This is a genomic window from Sinomonas cyclohexanicum, assembly GCF_020886775.1.
Taxonomy (GTDB): domain Bacteria; phylum Actinomycetota; class Actinomycetes; order Actinomycetales; family Micrococcaceae; genus Sinomonas; species Sinomonas cyclohexanicum.
The window spans coordinates 1,503,654-1,519,046 of record NZ_AP024525.1 but is presented as its reverse complement, the minus strand read 5'-3'; the positions used below and the strand labels follow the sequence as shown (position 1 = coordinate 1,519,046).

General features: G+C 69.6%; 42 protein-coding genes. 38 read left to right on the top strand and 4 right to left on the bottom strand.

The annotated features are described in order from the left end of the window. Positions 1 to 4: 4 nt before the first annotated feature. The 38 genes from SCMU_RS07215 to SCMU_RS07030 all read left to right on the top strand — a co-directional run bounded on the left by SCMU_RS07215 (position 5) and on the right by SCMU_RS07030 (position 14,168). The gene (locus SCMU_RS07215; RefSeq protein ID WP_229232338.1) at positions 5 to 235 is read left to right on the top strand and encodes a hypothetical protein; all 231 of its coding nucleotides are present in this window, start codon (positions 5 to 7) and stop codon (positions 233 to 235) included. Continuing rightward, positions 232 to 960 (top strand): DNA-methyltransferase, encoded by a 729-nt coding sequence (locus SCMU_RS07210; protein ID WP_229232337.1) that lies wholly within the window; start codon positions 232 to 234, stop codon positions 958 to 960. The genes SCMU_RS07215 and SCMU_RS07210 overlap by 4 nt, the downstream gene beginning before the upstream one ends. A 248-nt stretch (positions 961 to 1,208) precedes the next feature. Then, entirely contained in the window at positions 1,209 to 1,583 is a 375-nt protein-coding gene (locus SCMU_RS07205; protein WP_229232336.1) for a hypothetical protein, read from the top strand. A 200-nt stretch (positions 1,584 to 1,783) separates the two neighbouring features. Then, positions 1,784 to 2,170 carry a hypothetical protein gene (locus SCMU_RS07200; RefSeq protein ID WP_229232335.1) on the top strand — a complete coding sequence of 129 codons (387 nt, stop codon included), beginning with the start codon at positions 1,784 to 1,786 and terminating at the stop codon, positions 2,168 to 2,170. Beyond that, on the top strand, positions 2,167 to 3,084 hold the full coding sequence (locus tag SCMU_RS07195; RefSeq protein WP_229232334.1) for a hypothetical protein: 918 nt from the start codon (positions 2,167 to 2,169) through the stop codon (positions 3,082 to 3,084). The genes SCMU_RS07200 and SCMU_RS07195 overlap by 4 nt, the downstream gene beginning before the upstream one ends. Before the next feature lie 631 nt (positions 3,085 to 3,715). Beyond that, positions 3,716 to 4,030: a hypothetical protein gene (locus SCMU_RS07190; protein WP_229232333.1), complete on the top strand. Its 315-nt coding sequence runs from the start codon at positions 3,716 to 3,718 to the stop codon at positions 4,028 to 4,030. 5 nt (positions 4,031 to 4,035) lie between these two features. Continuing rightward, entirely contained in the window at positions 4,036 to 4,320 is a 285-nt protein-coding gene (locus SCMU_RS07185; protein ID WP_229232332.1) for a hypothetical protein, read from the top strand. Then, complete coding sequence (locus tag SCMU_RS07180; RefSeq protein ID WP_229232331.1) at positions 4,317 to 4,604, top strand: hypothetical protein; 288 nt, start codon at positions 4,317 to 4,319, stop codon at positions 4,602 to 4,604. The genes SCMU_RS07185 and SCMU_RS07180 overlap by 4 nt, the downstream gene beginning before the upstream one ends. A 150-nt stretch (positions 4,605 to 4,754) precedes the next feature. Then, complete coding sequence (locus tag SCMU_RS07175; protein ID WP_229232330.1) at positions 4,755 to 5,309, top strand: phospholipase D-like domain-containing protein; 555 nt, start codon at positions 4,755 to 4,757, stop codon at positions 5,307 to 5,309. Further along, positions 5,302 to 5,835, top strand: coding sequence for a hypothetical protein (locus tag SCMU_RS07170; protein ID WP_229232329.1), 534 nt, complete (start codon positions 5,302 to 5,304; stop codon positions 5,833 to 5,835). The genes SCMU_RS07175 and SCMU_RS07170 overlap by 8 nt, the downstream gene beginning before the upstream one ends. 49 nt (positions 5,836 to 5,884) lie before the next feature. After that, a complete protein-coding gene (locus tag SCMU_RS07165; protein WP_229232328.1) occupies positions 5,885 to 6,109 on the top strand; it encodes a hypothetical protein in 225 nt (74 codons plus the stop codon). Then, positions 6,106 to 6,312, top strand: a complete 207-nt coding sequence (locus SCMU_RS07160; RefSeq protein WP_229232327.1) for an FXYD domain-containing ion transport regulator — start codon at positions 6,106 to 6,108, stop codon at positions 6,310 to 6,312. The genes SCMU_RS07165 and SCMU_RS07160 overlap by 4 nt, the downstream gene beginning before the upstream one ends. Positions 6,313 to 6,386: 74 nt before the next feature. Continuing rightward, a complete protein-coding gene (locus SCMU_RS07155) occupies positions 6,387 to 6,734 on the top strand; it encodes a hypothetical protein (protein ID WP_229232326.1) in 348 nt (115 codons plus the stop codon). Between the two features lie 74 nt (positions 6,735 to 6,808). Beyond that, complete coding sequence (locus tag SCMU_RS07150; RefSeq protein ID WP_229232325.1) at positions 6,809 to 7,066, top strand: hypothetical protein; 258 nt, start codon at positions 6,809 to 6,811, stop codon at positions 7,064 to 7,066. Beyond that, positions 7,063 to 7,287 (top strand): hypothetical protein, encoded by a 225-nt coding sequence (locus tag SCMU_RS07145; RefSeq protein WP_229232324.1) that lies wholly within the window; start codon positions 7,063 to 7,065, stop codon positions 7,285 to 7,287. The genes SCMU_RS07150 and SCMU_RS07145 overlap by 4 nt, the downstream gene beginning before the upstream one ends. Further along, positions 7,284 to 7,619, top strand: coding sequence for a hypothetical protein (locus SCMU_RS07140; protein ID WP_229232323.1), 336 nt, complete (start codon positions 7,284 to 7,286; stop codon positions 7,617 to 7,619). The genes SCMU_RS07145 and SCMU_RS07140 overlap by 4 nt, the downstream gene beginning before the upstream one ends. Beyond that, positions 7,616 to 7,798 carry a hypothetical protein gene (locus tag SCMU_RS07135; protein WP_229232322.1) on the top strand — a complete coding sequence of 61 codons (183 nt, stop codon included), beginning with the start codon at positions 7,616 to 7,618 and terminating at the stop codon, positions 7,796 to 7,798. Before SCMU_RS07140 ends, SCMU_RS07135 begins: the two co-directional genes overlap by 4 nt. After that, positions 7,798 to 8,106 (top strand): hypothetical protein, encoded by a 309-nt coding sequence (locus SCMU_RS07130; RefSeq protein WP_229232321.1) that lies wholly within the window; start codon positions 7,798 to 7,800, stop codon positions 8,104 to 8,106. The genes SCMU_RS07135 and SCMU_RS07130 overlap by 1 nt, the downstream gene beginning before the upstream one ends. After that, the gene (locus SCMU_RS07125; protein WP_229232320.1) at positions 8,103 to 8,393 is read left to right on the top strand and encodes a hypothetical protein; all 291 of its coding nucleotides are present in this window, start codon (positions 8,103 to 8,105) and stop codon (positions 8,391 to 8,393) included. Before SCMU_RS07130 ends, SCMU_RS07125 begins: the two co-directional genes overlap by 4 nt. Next, entirely contained in the window at positions 8,390 to 8,674 is a 285-nt protein-coding gene (locus SCMU_RS07120; RefSeq protein ID WP_229232319.1) for a hypothetical protein, read from the top strand. Before SCMU_RS07125 ends, SCMU_RS07120 begins: the two co-directional genes overlap by 4 nt. After that, positions 8,671 to 8,820, top strand: coding sequence for a hypothetical protein (locus SCMU_RS07115; RefSeq protein WP_229232318.1), 150 nt, complete (start codon positions 8,671 to 8,673; stop codon positions 8,818 to 8,820). Before SCMU_RS07120 ends, SCMU_RS07115 begins: the two co-directional genes overlap by 4 nt. Continuing rightward, complete coding sequence (locus SCMU_RS07110) at positions 8,817 to 9,089, top strand: helix-turn-helix domain-containing protein (RefSeq protein ID WP_229232317.1); 273 nt, start codon at positions 8,817 to 8,819, stop codon at positions 9,087 to 9,089. Before SCMU_RS07115 ends, SCMU_RS07110 begins: the two co-directional genes overlap by 4 nt. Then, a complete protein-coding gene (locus tag SCMU_RS07105; protein ID WP_229232316.1) occupies positions 9,089 to 9,394 on the top strand; it encodes a hypothetical protein in 306 nt (101 codons plus the stop codon). The genes SCMU_RS07110 and SCMU_RS07105 overlap by 1 nt, the downstream gene beginning before the upstream one ends. A gap of 2 nt (positions 9,395 to 9,396) precedes the next feature. Further along, positions 9,397 to 9,630: a hypothetical protein gene (locus SCMU_RS07100; RefSeq protein WP_229232315.1), complete on the top strand. Its 234-nt coding sequence runs from the start codon at positions 9,397 to 9,399 to the stop codon at positions 9,628 to 9,630. 74 nt (positions 9,631 to 9,704) lie between these two features. Then, positions 9,705 to 9,878: a hypothetical protein gene (locus tag SCMU_RS07095; RefSeq protein WP_229232314.1), complete on the top strand. Its 174-nt coding sequence runs from the start codon at positions 9,705 to 9,707 to the stop codon at positions 9,876 to 9,878. Next, complete coding sequence (locus tag SCMU_RS07090) at positions 9,868 to 10,062, top strand: hypothetical protein (RefSeq protein WP_229232313.1); 195 nt, start codon at positions 9,868 to 9,870, stop codon at positions 10,060 to 10,062. Before SCMU_RS07095 ends, SCMU_RS07090 begins: the two co-directional genes overlap by 11 nt. Continuing rightward, positions 10,059 to 10,325: a hypothetical protein gene (locus tag SCMU_RS07085; protein ID WP_229232312.1), complete on the top strand. Its 267-nt coding sequence runs from the start codon at positions 10,059 to 10,061 to the stop codon at positions 10,323 to 10,325. Before SCMU_RS07090 ends, SCMU_RS07085 begins: the two co-directional genes overlap by 4 nt. Continuing rightward, a complete protein-coding gene (locus SCMU_RS07080) occupies positions 10,322 to 10,489 on the top strand; it encodes a hypothetical protein (protein WP_229232311.1) in 168 nt (55 codons plus the stop codon). Before SCMU_RS07085 ends, SCMU_RS07080 begins: the two co-directional genes overlap by 4 nt. Further along, positions 10,489 to 10,686 carry a hypothetical protein gene (locus SCMU_RS07075; RefSeq protein WP_229232310.1) on the top strand — a complete coding sequence of 66 codons (198 nt, stop codon included), beginning with the start codon at positions 10,489 to 10,491 and terminating at the stop codon, positions 10,684 to 10,686. Before SCMU_RS07080 ends, SCMU_RS07075 begins: the two co-directional genes overlap by 1 nt. Before the next feature lie 232 nt (positions 10,687 to 10,918). Continuing rightward, entirely contained in the window at positions 10,919 to 11,743 is an 825-nt protein-coding gene (locus SCMU_RS07070; RefSeq protein WP_229232309.1) for a hypothetical protein, read from the top strand. Further along, complete coding sequence (locus SCMU_RS07065; RefSeq protein ID WP_229232308.1) at positions 11,740 to 12,111, top strand: hypothetical protein; 372 nt, start codon at positions 11,740 to 11,742, stop codon at positions 12,109 to 12,111. The genes SCMU_RS07070 and SCMU_RS07065 overlap by 4 nt, the downstream gene beginning before the upstream one ends. Then, on the top strand, positions 12,108 to 12,278 hold the full coding sequence (locus SCMU_RS07060; protein ID WP_229232307.1) for a hypothetical protein: 171 nt from the start codon (positions 12,108 to 12,110) through the stop codon (positions 12,276 to 12,278). Before SCMU_RS07065 ends, SCMU_RS07060 begins: the two co-directional genes overlap by 4 nt. Further along, positions 12,279 to 12,533: a hypothetical protein gene (locus tag SCMU_RS07055; RefSeq protein WP_229232306.1), complete on the top strand. Its 255-nt coding sequence runs from the start codon at positions 12,279 to 12,281 to the stop codon at positions 12,531 to 12,533. Beyond that, positions 12,530 to 12,775, top strand: a complete 246-nt coding sequence (locus tag SCMU_RS07050) for a hypothetical protein (protein WP_229232305.1) — start codon at positions 12,530 to 12,532, stop codon at positions 12,773 to 12,775. Before SCMU_RS07055 ends, SCMU_RS07050 begins: the two co-directional genes overlap by 4 nt. Further along, a complete protein-coding gene (locus tag SCMU_RS07045) occupies positions 12,688 to 13,242 on the top strand; it encodes a phosphatase domain-containing protein (RefSeq protein WP_443020232.1) in 555 nt (184 codons plus the stop codon). Before SCMU_RS07050 ends, SCMU_RS07045 begins: the two co-directional genes overlap by 88 nt. After that, a complete protein-coding gene (locus tag SCMU_RS07040; RefSeq protein ID WP_229232303.1) occupies positions 13,239 to 13,601 on the top strand; it encodes a hypothetical protein in 363 nt (120 codons plus the stop codon). Before SCMU_RS07045 ends, SCMU_RS07040 begins: the two co-directional genes overlap by 4 nt. Continuing rightward, positions 13,591 to 13,956, top strand: a complete 366-nt coding sequence (locus SCMU_RS07035; RefSeq protein ID WP_443020275.1) for a hypothetical protein — start codon at positions 13,591 to 13,593, stop codon at positions 13,954 to 13,956. The genes SCMU_RS07040 and SCMU_RS07035 overlap by 11 nt, the downstream gene beginning before the upstream one ends. Continuing rightward, positions 13,941 to 14,168, top strand: a complete 228-nt coding sequence (locus SCMU_RS07030) for a hypothetical protein (protein WP_229232301.1) — start codon at positions 13,941 to 13,943, stop codon at positions 14,166 to 14,168. Before SCMU_RS07035 ends, SCMU_RS07030 begins: the two co-directional genes overlap by 16 nt. Here SCMU_RS07030 and SCMU_RS07025 read toward each other — a convergent pair. The 4 genes from SCMU_RS07025 to SCMU_RS07010 all read right to left on the bottom strand — a co-directional run bounded on the left by SCMU_RS07025 (position 14,165) and on the right by SCMU_RS07010 (position 15,357). Then, positions 14,165 to 14,515 (bottom strand): hypothetical protein, encoded by a 351-nt coding sequence (locus SCMU_RS07025; RefSeq protein ID WP_229232300.1) that lies wholly within the window; start codon positions 14,513 to 14,515, stop codon positions 14,165 to 14,167. The genes SCMU_RS07030 and SCMU_RS07025 overlap by 4 nt on opposite strands. After that, positions 14,512 to 14,784 (bottom strand): hypothetical protein, encoded by a 273-nt coding sequence (locus SCMU_RS07020; RefSeq protein ID WP_229232299.1) that lies wholly within the window; start codon positions 14,782 to 14,784, stop codon positions 14,512 to 14,514. The genes SCMU_RS07025 and SCMU_RS07020 overlap by 4 nt, the downstream gene beginning before the upstream one ends. A 136-nt stretch (positions 14,785 to 14,920) precedes the next feature. Next, positions 14,921 to 15,157 carry a hypothetical protein gene (locus SCMU_RS07015; protein WP_229232298.1) on the bottom strand — a complete coding sequence of 79 codons (237 nt, stop codon included), beginning with the start codon at positions 15,155 to 15,157 and terminating at the stop codon, positions 14,921 to 14,923. Positions 15,158 to 15,168: 11 nt separating this feature from the next. Next, complete coding sequence (locus SCMU_RS07010; protein WP_229232297.1) at positions 15,169 to 15,357, bottom strand: hypothetical protein; 189 nt, start codon at positions 15,355 to 15,357, stop codon at positions 15,169 to 15,171. Positions 15,358 to 15,393 lie beyond the last annotated feature (36 nt).

Sequence of the window (15,393 nt, the reverse complement as noted above, 5' to 3'; positions counted from 1 at the left end):
AGACATGATGAGGTCATTGACGCAGGGGGTGCGGCGGAAGGCCGACACCCTCGAACAGCTCCGGGCCCGGGTGGAGCGACGCATCCGGGCCAACCCTGACGCACCCGTGGGGGTGGTGGACTGGTGGCGGCGTGACGCGGCCGCACTGGACTTCGCGATCGACTTCATCGACTCGCACCCGGACGAGGCCAAGGCAACCCTCCGCCGACGCCGCACCCAGGCAGGCACCCTGTGAGCCTGTACTACTCCGACGACCACGTGACCCTGTACCACGGGGACGCGCTCGACCTTCTCCGCGATGGCACTATCGGCACGGTCGGGTCGATCATCACCGACCCCCCATATTGCTCGGGCGGACGCCAGCAGGCAGGCGCTCGGAACACCGTGAGCAAAAACGATGCGCGGGCGGATGTTGACTGGCTCCCCACGGACAACATGGGCACGGACTCCTACATCTGGTGGATGCGCGAGCTCGGCCGGGAGTTCATGCGTGTGGCCGACACGGGCGCGCACCTCTACAGCTTCACCGATTGGCGGATGTACTCCGCCCTCGTCACCGCGTTCGAGACCGTCGGCTGGTCCCTCCGCTCCTGCGTGGTCTGGTCCAAGGAGCGAGGCGGGGCGATGGGGTCCTTCTGGCGAAATGACCACGAGTGGGTGGCCGTCCTAACTAAGGGTCAGCCTGTGCCGCTGCCGAATGGTGGGTTCTTTAACGTCCTGAAGGCCACTAAGCCGCAGGGTGGGAAACACCCGACCGAGAAGCCGCTGAGCGTCATGTCCCGACTGGTGGAGGCCGCCCCTGGCGTGATCCTCGATCCGTTCGCTGGGTCCGGGTCCACGTTGGTCGCGGCCAAGGCCCTCGGGCGGCGTGCGATCGGTGTGGAGCTCGAGGAACGCTACTGCGAGATCGCCGCCAAGCGCCTCTCCCAGGGGGTCCTCGACCTTGGGGGCCTGTTGTGACGGGGCGGTGTGTGGCGAAGCCCGTCGGGACGTGCCGGGCCACAGGGAAGGGCATGTTCCCCGACCGTGGCACCGCCAAACGGGTCGCGTCCCACTACCCCGCCGAAGACACCCGCCCCTACAAATGCGACCACTGCGGCTACTACCACCTCGGCCACGCCGCAGGACACGACCGCCAATGGCACCGGCAACGCCACGCACAGGACGGGGGCGACTGACACGTGCCATGGCTCAACGCCGACTCCAAAATGTACCTCCACACCAAGTCCCGCACCGCCGGGCTCCCAGCCATGGGCCTCTGGCTCATGGGCGGGACCTACGCCGCCGACAACCTCACCGACGGGCACGTCCCCGACTGGTACGTCGCCTCATGGCCGCAGGGTAAGAAACGCGCCCAAGAACTCGTGAAGGCCCGCTACTGGGACACCGCAGACGGCGGCTACCAGGTCCGCAACTGGCCCGAATACCAGCGCACCCGCGAACAGGTCATGCAGGCCCAGACCGAAGACACCGAGCGCCGCCGCCGCGGAGGCATCCAACGCTCCCACGACCGGTGGCACGTCGCCCGCGGCATCATCAAACCCGACTGCCCGCTCTGCCCCGACACACCACCAGACGCATAGCTGCCTACATAGCTAGCTACATAGCGGCACCTATAGCGATTCGATAGCTAAAAATAGGTCCACTACCACTACCAATACCTATACTCACCTACCGCTGGACTACTTCAAGTGAAGATTGATTGGAATTACCAATCAATCAAATCGTCACCAAACGCTACGCACGAGGAGCGCACGCCACGATGGCCGAAAAGATGACCGCCATGCAGATCGCAGCACTCGCCGCCGTCCTCCACGAACTCCGCCCCGACTGGGTCACCGCCCCCACCGCTGCGGCCCTCCGCAACCGCAACGACGGCACCCGCCCCTACCCGGCCATCGCCCTCGCCGCCGTCAACGCTGCCGTCGGCGGGCTCGTCACCACACCGGGCGGGATCTTCGAGGACGGCCCCCACTGGCACACCCAGGGCACCGCCCCCGCACCCGCCGGGGAACGCCCCCCGCAGCGGTGCCCGGACCACGGCCCCTACCGGACCCCCGTGTGCACGCCCTGCCGGTCGGAGTGGCTCGCCCCCGACGATGACGGCAACCGCCGCCCCCAGGCCCTCATCGGCCGCCACTGGGACCGGCAGCAGGAGGCCGTGGCATGAGCGCCCCCACACGCCGGGGACCCCGGACGCGCCGCGACTGCACCCACCCCGTCGCCCGCCACCAGCACGGCACCCGCACCGCCTACACCCTCGACGGATGCCGATGCGAACCCTGCACCACCGCCGCCAACACCTACGAAAAGACCCGCCGCCGCCTCAAGGCCTACGGCCGCTGGGACAGCGGATTCACCGACGCCACCGAAGCCCACCAACACGTCCACGCCCTCCGCGCCGCCGGGATCGGGTACCGGCACGTCGCCCAGCTCGCCGGGGTCCGAATCTGCACCGTGCAACGCCTCCTCGCCGGGAAGTCCGCCACCATCAAGACCGCCACCGCGAACGCGATCCTCGCCATCCCCCTCGACCAGCATGCGCCCGGGGCGCGCATCGACCCCACCGGGGCCATGCGCCGGGTCCGGGCCCTCACCGCCATCGGGTGGGGACTCAACCGGATCGCCGCCGAGTCCGGCGTCAACGAGCAGACCCTCCGGGACGTCCTGTACGGGCGGCCCATCCTCGAACGCACCGCCCGCCGCGTGCAGGCCGTCTACCAGCGGCTCTGGGACCAGCGGCCCGACACGTCCACCCCGCACCTGGCCTCCGGGGTGACCCGCACCCGCCGGTGGGCCGCCCGCAACGGTTGGGCCCCGCCGCTCGCGTGGGACGACGACACCATCGACGACCCCAACGCGAGCCCGCAGGGTGTGGAGCGGGTGTCCCGGTACGGGCACACCGCCGCGGACCTCGCCGAAGACGTCCACCACCTCCTCGCCACCGGGGCCACCCGCGACGAAATCGGGCACAGGCTGGGCCGGGACCCCCGCCACATCGAACGGGAACTCGCCCGCCACGGACACCACCGCCTCGCCGCATGGCTCCACACCGGACAGGAACCCGCCCACGACACTGCCTGACCCGACCAACACGGCACACCAGAACACCCCGCCACGCTGGCAGAATGCCACCCAGAATCGAACAGGGCCCGAGGGTCGGCACCACCAGCCACCCGGACCAAACGAGACGCTTAGCAAGCGCTTACCCATCCGCTACGCAGATCCCACCAAACACGGGACACGGAATCGCATAACGTGGCGCATTTTCCCCAGTAACATCGTGATAAGCAGGAAGGATTCCCGGTATGTACGAGTGGCGGGCCAGACCACGCAGGGTTGTGTTCGGTGACCTGGTGGATGAGGTGCGGTTGATCAACGCACAGCGGGCGGAGCGTGCCCGTTCCCGTACCGGACCAGCACCGGTGGACCCTGCGCGGGTGTCGAGGATGGTGCGTGAGTACCGGTTCCATGTGCTGGTGGATGCGGGGCATAGCCAGTATGGGGGCAGGGCTGGTCTGGCTCTGGCCGCCATGGAGGCTGAGGAGTGGGGGGCCCGTCACCCGTACTGGTATGACGACATGCATGGTCGGGATCATGCGCCGTGGGGGCAGGGTCCGGGTCGCGGCCGGCGTAGGGCGCGGGCCATGGTGGGTGCGTCGTGACACGGTCGCGTCGGTCTAGCAGGGCCGCCGGGGCCCGGCATGAGCGGGCGGTGGCGGACTACCTCGCCGAGCATGTGGATGACCGGATCGACCGCAGAGTGCGGACCGGTGCGGCGGACAAGGGCGACATCGCGAACCTGCGCACGAGGGGCGGGCGGCGGATCGTGGTGGAGTGCAAGGACACGGCCCGCCCCGCACTGGCCGCATGGGCGGGTGAGGCGGAGGTGGAGCGGGTCAACGACCACGGGCACGCCGCGATCATCGTGCACAAACGGCACGGTGTTGCGGCGGCCGGTTCGCAGTGGGTGACGATGACCCTGACGGACTTCGTGGCGATCCTCACCGACGAGAGGCCCGGACAATGACCGCCGTGGCCGAGGACTTGGACCTGCTAACCCGGGCGGAGGATGCCCGCCGCTGCGAGCACGAGGAACACGCCACAGACACCGCATGGCACGCCGACGGCGGCGAACTCTTCGTCAGGTACGTGTGCCCCTGGTGCGGGCCCAGTGTCGTGCACGTCAGGTGCGGCCGGTGGGTGCAGTCCGTGAACACGTCCGCGGTGCTGATCCAGTGCCGGGAGTGCAAGGTGGTGTCCGAGCGTGGCTGGTATGTGAGCCTCGGCCCCGCCAACGACGGCGGCGGTGTGTCGTGAGTGTGGCGGCGCCGGCGCCCGTGGACGAGGCCGCCCTCCTTGACGGGCTCGACTTCGACCCCGACATCCCTTGCGACGCGAAGCAGGACTGCCCCCACCCCGCCGTGTGGGTCGCCACCCACACGTGCTGTGGGGACACGTACCCGTGCTGTGTGAGGTGCCGGGCCGCGATCCACCATGCCCTCACCAAGTACGAGGCCCCCGCGTGCACGGTCTGCAAGACGGACGCGCACCCCGGGACGGTCAAGTTCACCCCGATACGAGGAGGCGGACCACGCCAGTAACCCAGCCCGACCGGTGGACGTGCCCGCTGTGCGGGTGGTGGCACCCGGTCGCGACCATGGTCACCGACCACATCAGGCACGGCCGGTGCGACCGGGAACCCGACAACGAGAAGGCATGGAGGATGAAAGGCATATGAGCGAGGCGGACGGATGATCGGGCAGATCACGGACCTTGACCAGTACCGTGCCGGGCCGTGGGGGCCACCAGCGCCCGGGCACCCGGCGTTCATGCGCACCCTGTGGGCACCCTACGATGACGTGCACGCCGCGCTCCTCGCCCTCGCCGGCACCGCCACCCGTGAGCTGGTGGTGGCGATGTTCGGGTTCACCGACACCGAGCTCGGTGCCGTCGTGGAGGGCAAGCTGAACGACCCGGGGATCCGGTGCGAGGTCACCCTCGACAAGTCCCAGGCGTCCGGGCCGACGGAGCGGCGCATGCTGGACACGCTGGGGATGCTGGAGTCGAACACGGTCGCCGTGGGCACGTCGGAGAAGTCCGCGATCATGCACAGGAAGGTCATGATCGTGGACCGGCGGTGGCTGGTGACGGGGTCCACGAACTGGTCCCTCAGCGCCGAGACCCGGCAGGACAATCAGCTCACTGTGGTGGATGACCCGGTGTCGGCGGCGGAGGCGGGCATGGTGCTCGCGTTGGAGCACGAGAAGGCCCGGACCCAGATGGCGAAGGCGGCCGGGCGTGGGTGACCCGTTGCCGGGTCAGGTGGCGGTGATCCCGGCGCACCGCGCCCCGGTCCCGTGGCTGATCGCCGCCGCGACCGGATCCCACTCGTACCACATGGTGTGCGCGATCGGGGGCGGCAGGGTCGTGTCAGCGGAGCCGGGCGGGGTGAGGTTCCGGCTGGTGTCGGAGTGGCCCACCGCTGTCTGGTCCCAGTACCCCCTGTCGGGGCTGGCGGGGCAGCGGGCGGCGGACTTCGCTGTGGCGCAGGTGGGGAAGCCGTACGCGTTCGCCGATGATGCGCTGATCGGGGTGGAGCGGCTGTTGCGGTTCCGGTTCCCGGGGTGGGTGCGGCGCGCGTACGAGGCGGACGGACAGTGGCAGTGCGCCCAGCTCGCGACCGCGACCCTGCTGGCGGGTGGTGTGGACCCGTTCCCCGGCGACAGGGACAAGCTCGGGGACGTGGCGCCCGGTGACTATGAGCGGGCGTTCGTGCGGGCCGGGTGGGTGGCCGCGTCCGTGTTCTCCTCGGTGGTGCTCGCCCCGTGGTGATCTGGGCGGTGGCCGGGTGTGTGGCCCTGATCTGGTACGCGGTGGCTCCGTGGTAGCGGTGGTGTTCGAGGGCGGCGTGTACGACGGGGCCGTCCGGGAACTCCCCGACAACGCGACCGCGCTACGCATCACCCAGCCCCAGGACCTCAACAACCCCGACCTGCCCGGGATCGTAACAAGGTACAACCGGACCGGGCGCACAGACGCGCACGGGCGGGTGGTGTTCGTACCGGACGGACCGGCACGACTCGACGAACAGAAGGAGACACCATGAGCTGTGAAGGACGCCTCAGGGTTGGGGGCATGATTGCGGCCGACGTGCTGGCCTTGGGCATCCCCGTGGAGGTTCTGGCGAAGAGCCTTGCCGCCCAGTATGAGCGGGCCGTGGGTCACGCCGCCGCCGACCCGCGCTTCGAGACCGAGGCCCAGCCGGACGGGTCCGTCACGGCCGTCTACTACGACGGGGCCGACCGGTGAGCGCGGTGGTTCCTGCGGGGATGCCGAACCTGGCGCGCGGCCGCCACATGCCCCACGAAGGCGAAGCCTGCCTCATGGAGTACGTGGCCCTCCTCCACGGGTACGGGTGGACGGACCGGCCCGGGTGCACCGACCTCGTCGTCGCGAGGGTCGCGCACAGTGTGAACGACTACGCCACACCCACCCAGCGGGCGGAGCTGTTGGACCTGATCCCCCAGCTTGCCGCAGCGCGGCCGCTGCCGGCGAAGGCGTGGCAGGGGTTCATCCGGCGGCGCGGGTACGCTGGCCCCCCGGACCGTGCGGTCGCCCTCATCACGGCCCGGTTGACGTCGCACGCGAACCGGGTGGAGTTCCTCCGCCGGGTCCTCGCGGAGCACGCCCGGCTCTCGGCGATCGTGCGGGAACCGGTCGCGGTCGCGTAACGTCAGGGGTTTCGCTGGCTACCATGGTTACCAAACGCCACACACTGTGGCGGCAAACGACAGGAGGCGGCGGGATGCGCAAGGTTCTGCCGGTGGTGTGGGATCTGGTCTGGTACGGGGCCGTCGTGTACTCCGCGTACAGCCTGAACTGGGCGGTTGTGCACCGTGCCCTCGGGCCCGGCCTCATGGTCGGGTTCGTCGTCGCCCTCGGGGCGGTGTTCGCGGTCATCGACGGGCGGCACCGTCGCCGCCTCTTCCATGCCGAGGCCGACCTCCACCGGATGCGGCGCCTCGTCCGCGCCACGTTCGGGTCCAAGGGGATCGGCGAGTGAGGGTCGAAGTGAGGGCCCAGTACGGTCTCCTCGCCGCGGCCACGGTCCTGATGTGGGCGCTGGACGTCTCCGGGGCCGCGAGCATCCCGTGGTGGGTGGTGGTCCTGCCGGTGGCGTTGCCGGTGGTGTGGTGGCTGTTCCTGTCCGGCCTCGCCGTCGCCCTCACGGTGGGCGCGTACCTGATCGACCGGGCCTCAGCGAAACGAAGGAGCACCAAGTGAGCGGCGGGATCGACTGGCTCGGGCTGGCCAAAGAAGGGGTGACTGTCCCGTGGATCGGGATAGTGAAGCCGTTCCCCTTCCATTCTGCTGAGGCGGCGCGCCGTGTCGAACGGGTCATCCACCACCCCGTCACGCCCGAGGAGCAGGCCGCCTACGAGGCCGCGAAGGCCGCCTACGGCCTGCTCCTCGAATACCCCGGGTTCTACGCCGGGGAGAGCGAGCTCGACGAACCCACAGGGCGCGTCGAAGTCATCTACGCGGAGACCGAGGACGAGTGGCGGGTGCGAGTCAGGAGCCTGCCCCCCGTGTACATCCCAAAGGGCCAGCAGTGAGGCGGTGGGAGCTCCTCGTGGGGTCGATCTACACGTACGGGCACGCCCGCCCCGGCACACGGCACTGGACCCGGCAGGGTGCACTCCGCCGCGCCGAACTCCTCCGGGTCCTCGGCCCAGACCTGCACTTCTACTTCACGCTGCGGGACCGCCGCACCGGCGAAACGGAGGACATCTGATGAGCGCCGCCACCGAGACCACATCCCGGCTCAAACCACCCACCGTCACCGACAGGTGCCGGAACAACGTGTGGGGATCCCCGCAGGGCCACGCGAAACGCGGCGAACACCAGTGCCACATCTGCCTCGTCAAGCAGTCCGCGTACATGTCGTGGGTCGGGTTGAAGAACGGCCGGTCGGCCAGGTTCACCCGGACAGACCTCCAGCGCCTCGTCGTCACGTTCGCCCGCACCTACCGGCCCGGCCAGATGGGCGCGTTCGAGGCGGCGTTCGAGGCGGGTCTGCGTGAGGCGGTGATGTCCCGGTGAGCGAAGAGTCGGGCTGGTCGTTGGCGTCGTTCGACCTCGACGCGGAAGCCTACGCCGAGACGGTCGCGCAGGTCACGTATGACACGTACTCGGTCCTGTCCGACGACCCCGACGACGACCGGTGGGTGAACCTGCCGGAGCGGGCGAGGGAGCCGTGGCTGTGCATCGGCCGCGAAGCGCTGGCCGCGGTCCTGCCCGGCCTGACACGGGCGATCATGGCGGGCCTCGGCGTGGAGGTACTCGACATCGTCGAACACGACGACAGCGACGGGGAGGCGGACGGGTGAACACCGAGACATTCACGCGTACCACGGTGGAGACGGTCAGGGGGCACCAGCTCACCGAAGCCAACTTCTACGAGACGGCCCGGGAGATACGGCTCACCGAGGGTGTCATGTCGGTGGACATCACCCTCGGCAAGGACGGCGACCCGCGCATGACCGTGACGGTGCTGAAGACGAGCCTGCGTGACACCTTCGCGGTCGGGGACATTATCACCGTTCAGCACGGGGCCTTCGTCAAGCCGTACCCCAGTAGGCAGACCGGCTCGTGGGAGGCGGAGGCGTGATGCTGGGGTGGGGGTACTGGCTGGGTTTGGCCGGGGTGTGGGTGTGCGGGTTCGGGTGCGGGGTGCTGTGGTTCGCGGTCTACGCGGTACGGCACGGCGCCAAACCCACCCGCAACCCGTGGAACCCGGACCGGGGCGACGAGTGACCGGGTTCGGGGACCGTGTCCGCGCCGCCCGGGAGCGCGCCGGACTCACCCGTGAACAGCTCGCCGAAGCGTCCGGGGTCGGGGCGTCCACCATCGCCCACATCGAAAGCGGGGAGCACTCCCCCACCATGGCCACCGCCGGGTTCATCGCCGAAGGCGTGGCCCTGACCCTGGCCCAGCTTGTGGACCTTGCCGGGGACGACGTGGACCGCATCGCCGCGGCACGCCAAGCCAGGGAGGCCAAGCATTGGCGGGGGTGCGAGCAGTGATGCGGCGTGTGATCCACGCGGAGGGGCACCTCGACGCGGACAGCATCGCCGAACTCCAGCGGGCGTACGTGGCCACGAGGGCGGATGCGATCCGGGCCGCCGTCAGGGGCACGTACCGGCACGTCCTCGCCACCCACCCGGGCCTGAACCCCGTCACCCTCTACGTGGACCTCACCGGGGGCCCGGGCGGCGCGGTGCGGTGGGTGGTCCACGACGGGCACCACGTCCCCTCCGTCCTGTCCGCCCCGTTCACGCGCCGGTATGGGCTGACGGACTGGCTCCAGCACCGGGAAGGCGGCGACTGACCGTGGATGTGTCGATGGAGTGCGGGGTGTGCGGCGGGTCCGAGGAGGTCACCGACATTCCCACGTTGGAGGCGGTGAACACGGTGCAGTTCAGTTTCCGGGCCGCGCATGACCACCCGGACTGGATGTTCAACGTGGCGCAGTACTCGGCGGGGGGCGCGTACCAGGGGGTCGCGGTCCGCACCAACGAAGACGTGAACGAGCAGGACGACGACGGAGACGAGGACGCGGGATGAGGAAGCTGTTGTGCCGGGTCGCCGGTCACCGGTGGGTCCTGAACCACCTGTTGATGCCAGACGCAGGGGCGCCCATGACCCGTAAGGACATCTGCAAGCGCTGCGGGGAGTGGCGCATCACCAGCGACGGCACCGAACTGTCAGGTGCCGCACGGGCCAGGGCCAACGAGGAGCTAGCCGCAGATGCACGGGCGATCATGTGGCTCCTCGACGGCGACAACGACGAGGGAGGACCAGATGAGGTTTGAGGAGTTGCGTGGGCACCGCCCCGCCGCGTACGGGAGGACGATCCTCGGTGCGTTGAACATCCGTGCCGGGTTCGGTCGGGGCCACATCTACGCGGGCACCGTCCCACCCGCCGTGGTCGCGAAGCGCAGGGCGCGGGACAAGGCCGCCAAGGCCGCACGCAAGGTTGCGAGGGGCAACCGGTGAGGCGGGGCCCGTTCTGGCCGATCGTGTGGACGGCCCTCGTCCCACTCAACGCCGTGCAGGCAGCCGTCATGCTCGCCGCCGGCGACTGGCTCGGGTGGGTGTACGTCGGGTGGGCGGCCGTGTTCGCAGCGGTCGGCGTGTGGGGCTGGCGCGAATACCGCCGCGACCGCCGCCCCAAGCGGCGCATCGTCATCGAGGGTAGCGCCGCCGACGTGCAGGCCGCCATCGACAAGCTCCGCGCCCACATGAAAGGCGAATCATGATCAGGGTCCTCCTAGGTGTTGCCCTCATCGCGTTCGGATGCTCGCTCGGGTTCTGGACTGTCGGCGTGGACCCGAACCTCCTCTTGCTGATCTCGTTCGCCCTCGGGTCCATCGGTGGGCTACTCATCGCCCTCGGATTCATCGACATCAAGGACGGCTACTGATGGCATGGTTCGGGCATTTCCTCACGGCGCTCCTCTGGATCGGTGTGGCCCTGTTCAGTGTGTGCGGGTTCGTGTTCCTCAGCCTCGGCGTCGGGAACATCGGAACCGGCAGGCCCCGCACCGTCCTCGGGTACTTCGCCGCCGTGGTGGGGTGCTGTGTGGTCGTGGCGCTCCTCGTGTCGATCGGGGTGGCCTGACCGGTGGGGGGCGTCCGTTTCGAATGGCTTCGGGACTGGTGGTTCGGCATCGTCCTGCTCATCCTGTTCGTCGCACTTCTAGTCGCCATTGGGTTCGGCTCACAGGCGTGGGAGGCCGACAGTGTGCGCTGTCTTCAGGCTAACGGGTTCCTCCACAACTCGGGGTTCATGGGCATGGGTCACCAATGCCTGAGCGCCCACGACTACCACGAAATTACGGGGTACTGACTACATGGGGATCTGCGGGGTTGACGGTGAGCCGGTCACGGACGCGGGGGCCATCTGCCACGGGTGCGCGGCCCGGCTCGGGTACACGCTCCGCGACATCCGCGGCCTCGCCCGGGAGCTGGATGTGACGATCACCCGCCGGTCTAGGGTCGCGTCACGCCCCGGCCCCGGCGCGGCCGAGGTGGACCCGGTCCGCCTCGACTACGACACCCGCGCCAGTGCGGCCCTGCATGAGCTGACCGGTGCGCTCCGGTCGTGGGCTGTGAACCTCGCCGACGACACCCACACCCCGCCCCCACCAACCACCGCGCCCGTGGGGGCCGTGGCGGGGTGGCTCGCCGACCGGGTCCGGCACGTCCGCCTCATGGGCTGGGCCGTCGACATGCACCACGAAGTCACCGACACCGTACAGCGGGCGAGGCGTGCCATCGACGCGCCCCCCGAGCTCGCGTTCATGGGCCACTGCCCCGCACAGATCGGCGACGGGGTCTGCGGTGCCGAACTCTGGGCCCCCTCCCGCGCCACCGACAGGCGGTGCCGCCAGTGCGGACACACCATCGACCTCACCGCACTCCGGGCCTCGTACCTGGAGGACGCCGCCCACATCCACGCCCCCGCCCCCGTCATCGCGAGGGCCCTCACCTCGCATGGGGCGCCGCTGAGGGCGGACCGGATCTACCTGTGGCGTCGGCGCGGGGTGATCGCCCCGGTCGGTAAGGACCCCCGCACGGGGGCGGACCTGTACCGGTTGGGCACCGTCGCCGAGGTGCTCGCACGCATGGACGCCGCCACACCCCGCGGCGTCCTCGGAAGGAAAGGCAAACGATGAGACTCCCCGGATGGGCCGCAAGGTTGCTCGGGCGCAGCGAACTGGACCGGCTGGTCGAATCCCACCGCCGGTACATAGAGGACCCGGAGACGCGGAAACGGCTGGACAACATCCCCCCGGCCGGGTTCATCAGCCGCTCCACCGGCGAGATCGTCGGGTTCCGCCGCGAGTTCCTCGACGGCGACCGGGTCCGCGTGTCAGAGGACGCTGCCCGGTGGCCCGGTGAGGAGGCCACCGTGTGCGGGTACTTCCCGTGGTCCCCGAACGGCACCGCCGGGACGTTCCGGCGCCGCCCGTACATGGTCTATGTGTGGGGTGCGGACGGGTACGTGCAGTACGCCGAGACGGACCTGGAGAAGCTCGAATGATCGGCCGGACGTTCCCGCACGTGTCGTTGCGGGTGCGGTGGGGGTGGGTCGCCGCCGCCGGGGCCGCCACCCTCGCCCTCTCCCCCACCGACGGCCCCGCCCTGACCGTGGCCCTCGGGTTCGCGTGGCTCCTCTGGCGGGGCGACCGTGACGCGGGGAGGCACTGAATGGGCCGCATCCGCACCACCGCGCACGCGGCCCTCCTACGCCGGTACGTCCACGAATGCCGCCACCACGTCGCCGGGCTCATCGCCGAAGCCAGGGCCGCGGGCGGGGACGACCTCCTCATCATCACCGCCGCGCGGGACGTCGCCGACAAGGCCGCCACGGAGGGCAACCCCCAGGCACGCCACTACCGGGCCCTCACCAACGCCACCATCCACCACATCCACCAGCACACCGCCGAAGGAGAACCACTATGAACGGCCCCGAGCACTGCAATCACCAAGCCCGCCCCGTGGAGAAGAATCCGGCCACCGTGTGGGAGGTCATGCTGAAGCACACCGTCGATGCGGGACCCCTCACCAGCGTCGTCCACGTCACGGCCGAGCGCATGGCCATCGACAACACCAAGCCGTGGATGTTCGGATTCTGGAACGACGACGACGAAGGCGTCGTGGCGGCGTTCCCGTACGACGCGGTAGCCGGGGTGCGGCGGGTGTGACCGGGTGGCGTGGTCCGGCGGTCATCGTCGATTGTGACGGGACCCTCGTGGACGTGACCTCCATCCGGCACCATGTCGTGCCGGGCCTGCCCGGCTGGGCGGGACGGAAGGACTTCGACGCGTTCCACAAGGCCAGCGTGTGGTGTCCGCCGATCCACCCGACACTGGCGGCGGTGGAGGAGCACAGGGCCGCCGGCCGCGCCATCCTCATCATGACCGCCCGCATGCGCCGGTGGGAGCCCCACACCAGGGGGTGGCTCGCGACCCACAGTGTCAGGTTCGATCACCTGTTCATGCGCACCGACGGCGACCGGCGCCCGGACACGGTGGTGAAGGGCGAGCTCCTCGCACAGGCCCGCGCCATGGGCTGGGACCCCACGCACGCAATCGACGACAACCCGTCCGTGATCGGGCTGTGGGAGGCGGAAGGCCTCGACGTGACCGTGGTTGACGGGTGGATCGGATGACCGGCACCGAGCCCGAGGAGGAGCCGGAGGTGTTGCGGATCCCGCGGGGACCGTACGGGCCCATGATCTCCGTCAAGGACGACTACCCCCTAGGCTCCCCCGACTTCATCGAGTTCTCCGCGATCCGGCCCGCCATCGTGCCCCACCATGTGGGGGAGCGGGTCAGGGTCACCCACATCGGCGCGTCACCGTGCACCGGGCCCGTCGCCCCCGGGGTCTACCCGCACGGGCGGCCCGAGGGCACCGTGACGGGGCAGGCAGGGGACCGGCTCTGGCGGGTCCGCTTCGACGACGGCACACAGGCGTGCTACTACCACAACGAGATAGAAGGACTAGGAGGCGGTCGTGATGACGCCTGATGTTGAGTGGATGAAGGAACCCGAGCACCATGATTTCCGGAGTGCGGAGTCATACCTGGGGCTGGTGACAACCCACACGCGGGCAATGGCGGTCGTGTCAAGGTTGAAGGGTGTCCGGGAGGACGAGTTCGCGGCGAAGGACATCCTCCGCGCCGCCGGGGCCGACCCGCTACCGCGGGACAATGAGCATGTGGCGCGGGATCTGGCGAAGATCGCCGCCGGCGAGTCCCTCTCCCCCGTGCTGTTGGTGCGGGATCCGGAGCGTGGCAGGGTCATCATCGCCGACGGCTGGCACCGGGTCAACGCGGCATGGTGGCACGGGGAGAACACCCTAGTCAGGTGCCGGATCGTATGATCGGGGCCGGGTGGACGGTGTGGGTGTGCCCCGTGTGCTGGGTGTGGGAATCCCACCCGGACCACGGGGCCGCACTCGCCCAAGCCACCGCCCACATGGAGGGCACGGGCCACGAGGCGGTGCTCCGCTCCCCGCAGTGGGTCACAGCAGAGGAAGCCGACCAGCAGAGGAAGGCCCGCGCCGAGGCGCGGGCCGCCGAAGTGTGGGGCTAGGCGTTCTCCCGGAGCGAGTCGAGTCGGTCGGCCAGGGATGCCGCCTCCTCAGCGGTCAAGGTAACCCCGCCAGTGGGCGCGTAGGTGACTGCGCTGTAGTCGGGCATCCCGACGCCGAGGCGGTCGATGAGTGCCTGTGCGCTGCGTATGGCGGCCTCCTTGACCTCCTGTTCGGCGCGGTAGGCGGCGTCCCTCTTCGCCTCTCGCGCCTTCATCGCCTCGGGGTCGTGTTGCTTGCACCACCACCGGCCGTCCCGCTCGACGGTTCCCTTCCGCGAGCAGGGATGCCCGCCGAAGTCCCAGCGTTCGCCGCTGTAGACGCGCTTGCTGCAAGCGTGCTCGCTCATGATTCTGCCTGCCTCTCTGCCTTGTATCGTTCTCTGGCTTCGGCGCCGCCAACGCCTTTGCCGGGGCGGCGGCGCATCCACCGGTCGATGGTGGCGGGCCTCCACACGGGGGACCGGCCGAACATGGTGTCGGGTTCGGGCATGTCCGACCGGGTCGGTGTCCCGTTGGCCCGGTTGGTGCGGGCCTGTGTGAGGTAGCGGCGGAGCGTGCCCACACTGATCCCGGTGCGGTCGGACACGCCCGCGTAGTCGAGGTAGTCGGTTCCCATGTAGCCCATGGTACCGGTCACCTACCCCCACGCTGCGTGGTGGTTGCCGCTGGTGGCACGGTGGCCGGTTGGGGGCGGTGGTCCCGGTCCCATTGGGTCCAGTGGTCGTGGACGCGGGCACGGCTGCGCATGGTGCTCACGCCCTGAAGCTTGCGGGGTTGGGGTGGTAAAGGACGGTCCCGTCTTCGAGGGTGACCTTCCGGTCGCGGCCGTCGTGGGCCCGGGGCAGATCCTTGAAGAGCGGGTCGCGGTGGTGCTGGCACCCCCAGCACCGGCACGCCTCCGTGAACGCGACGGTCTTCCCGTGCTGGGAGGCGATGGACCCGTAGTAGCGGGACCCGGCGTGGATGGTGGGTGCTGTGGCGGCGGTCATGGTCGTTCCTGTCAGTGGTTGCGGTCGGCGTTGGTGAGCCATTGCCGGCCCATGTAGTCGCGTGGGGCCGGGAGACGGTCGGCGGTGTTGTTGGCCTGGTGGTCGGGTGAGCAGGTGGGGCAGCACCCGAAGCAGTCGGGGCGGGTGAACCTGCCGCAGTCGACGCAGTTGGTGATGTGGGTCTTGGTGGTGGTTGCCATGACGGTCGGTCCTTCCGGGTTGTGGCACCGTGGGGG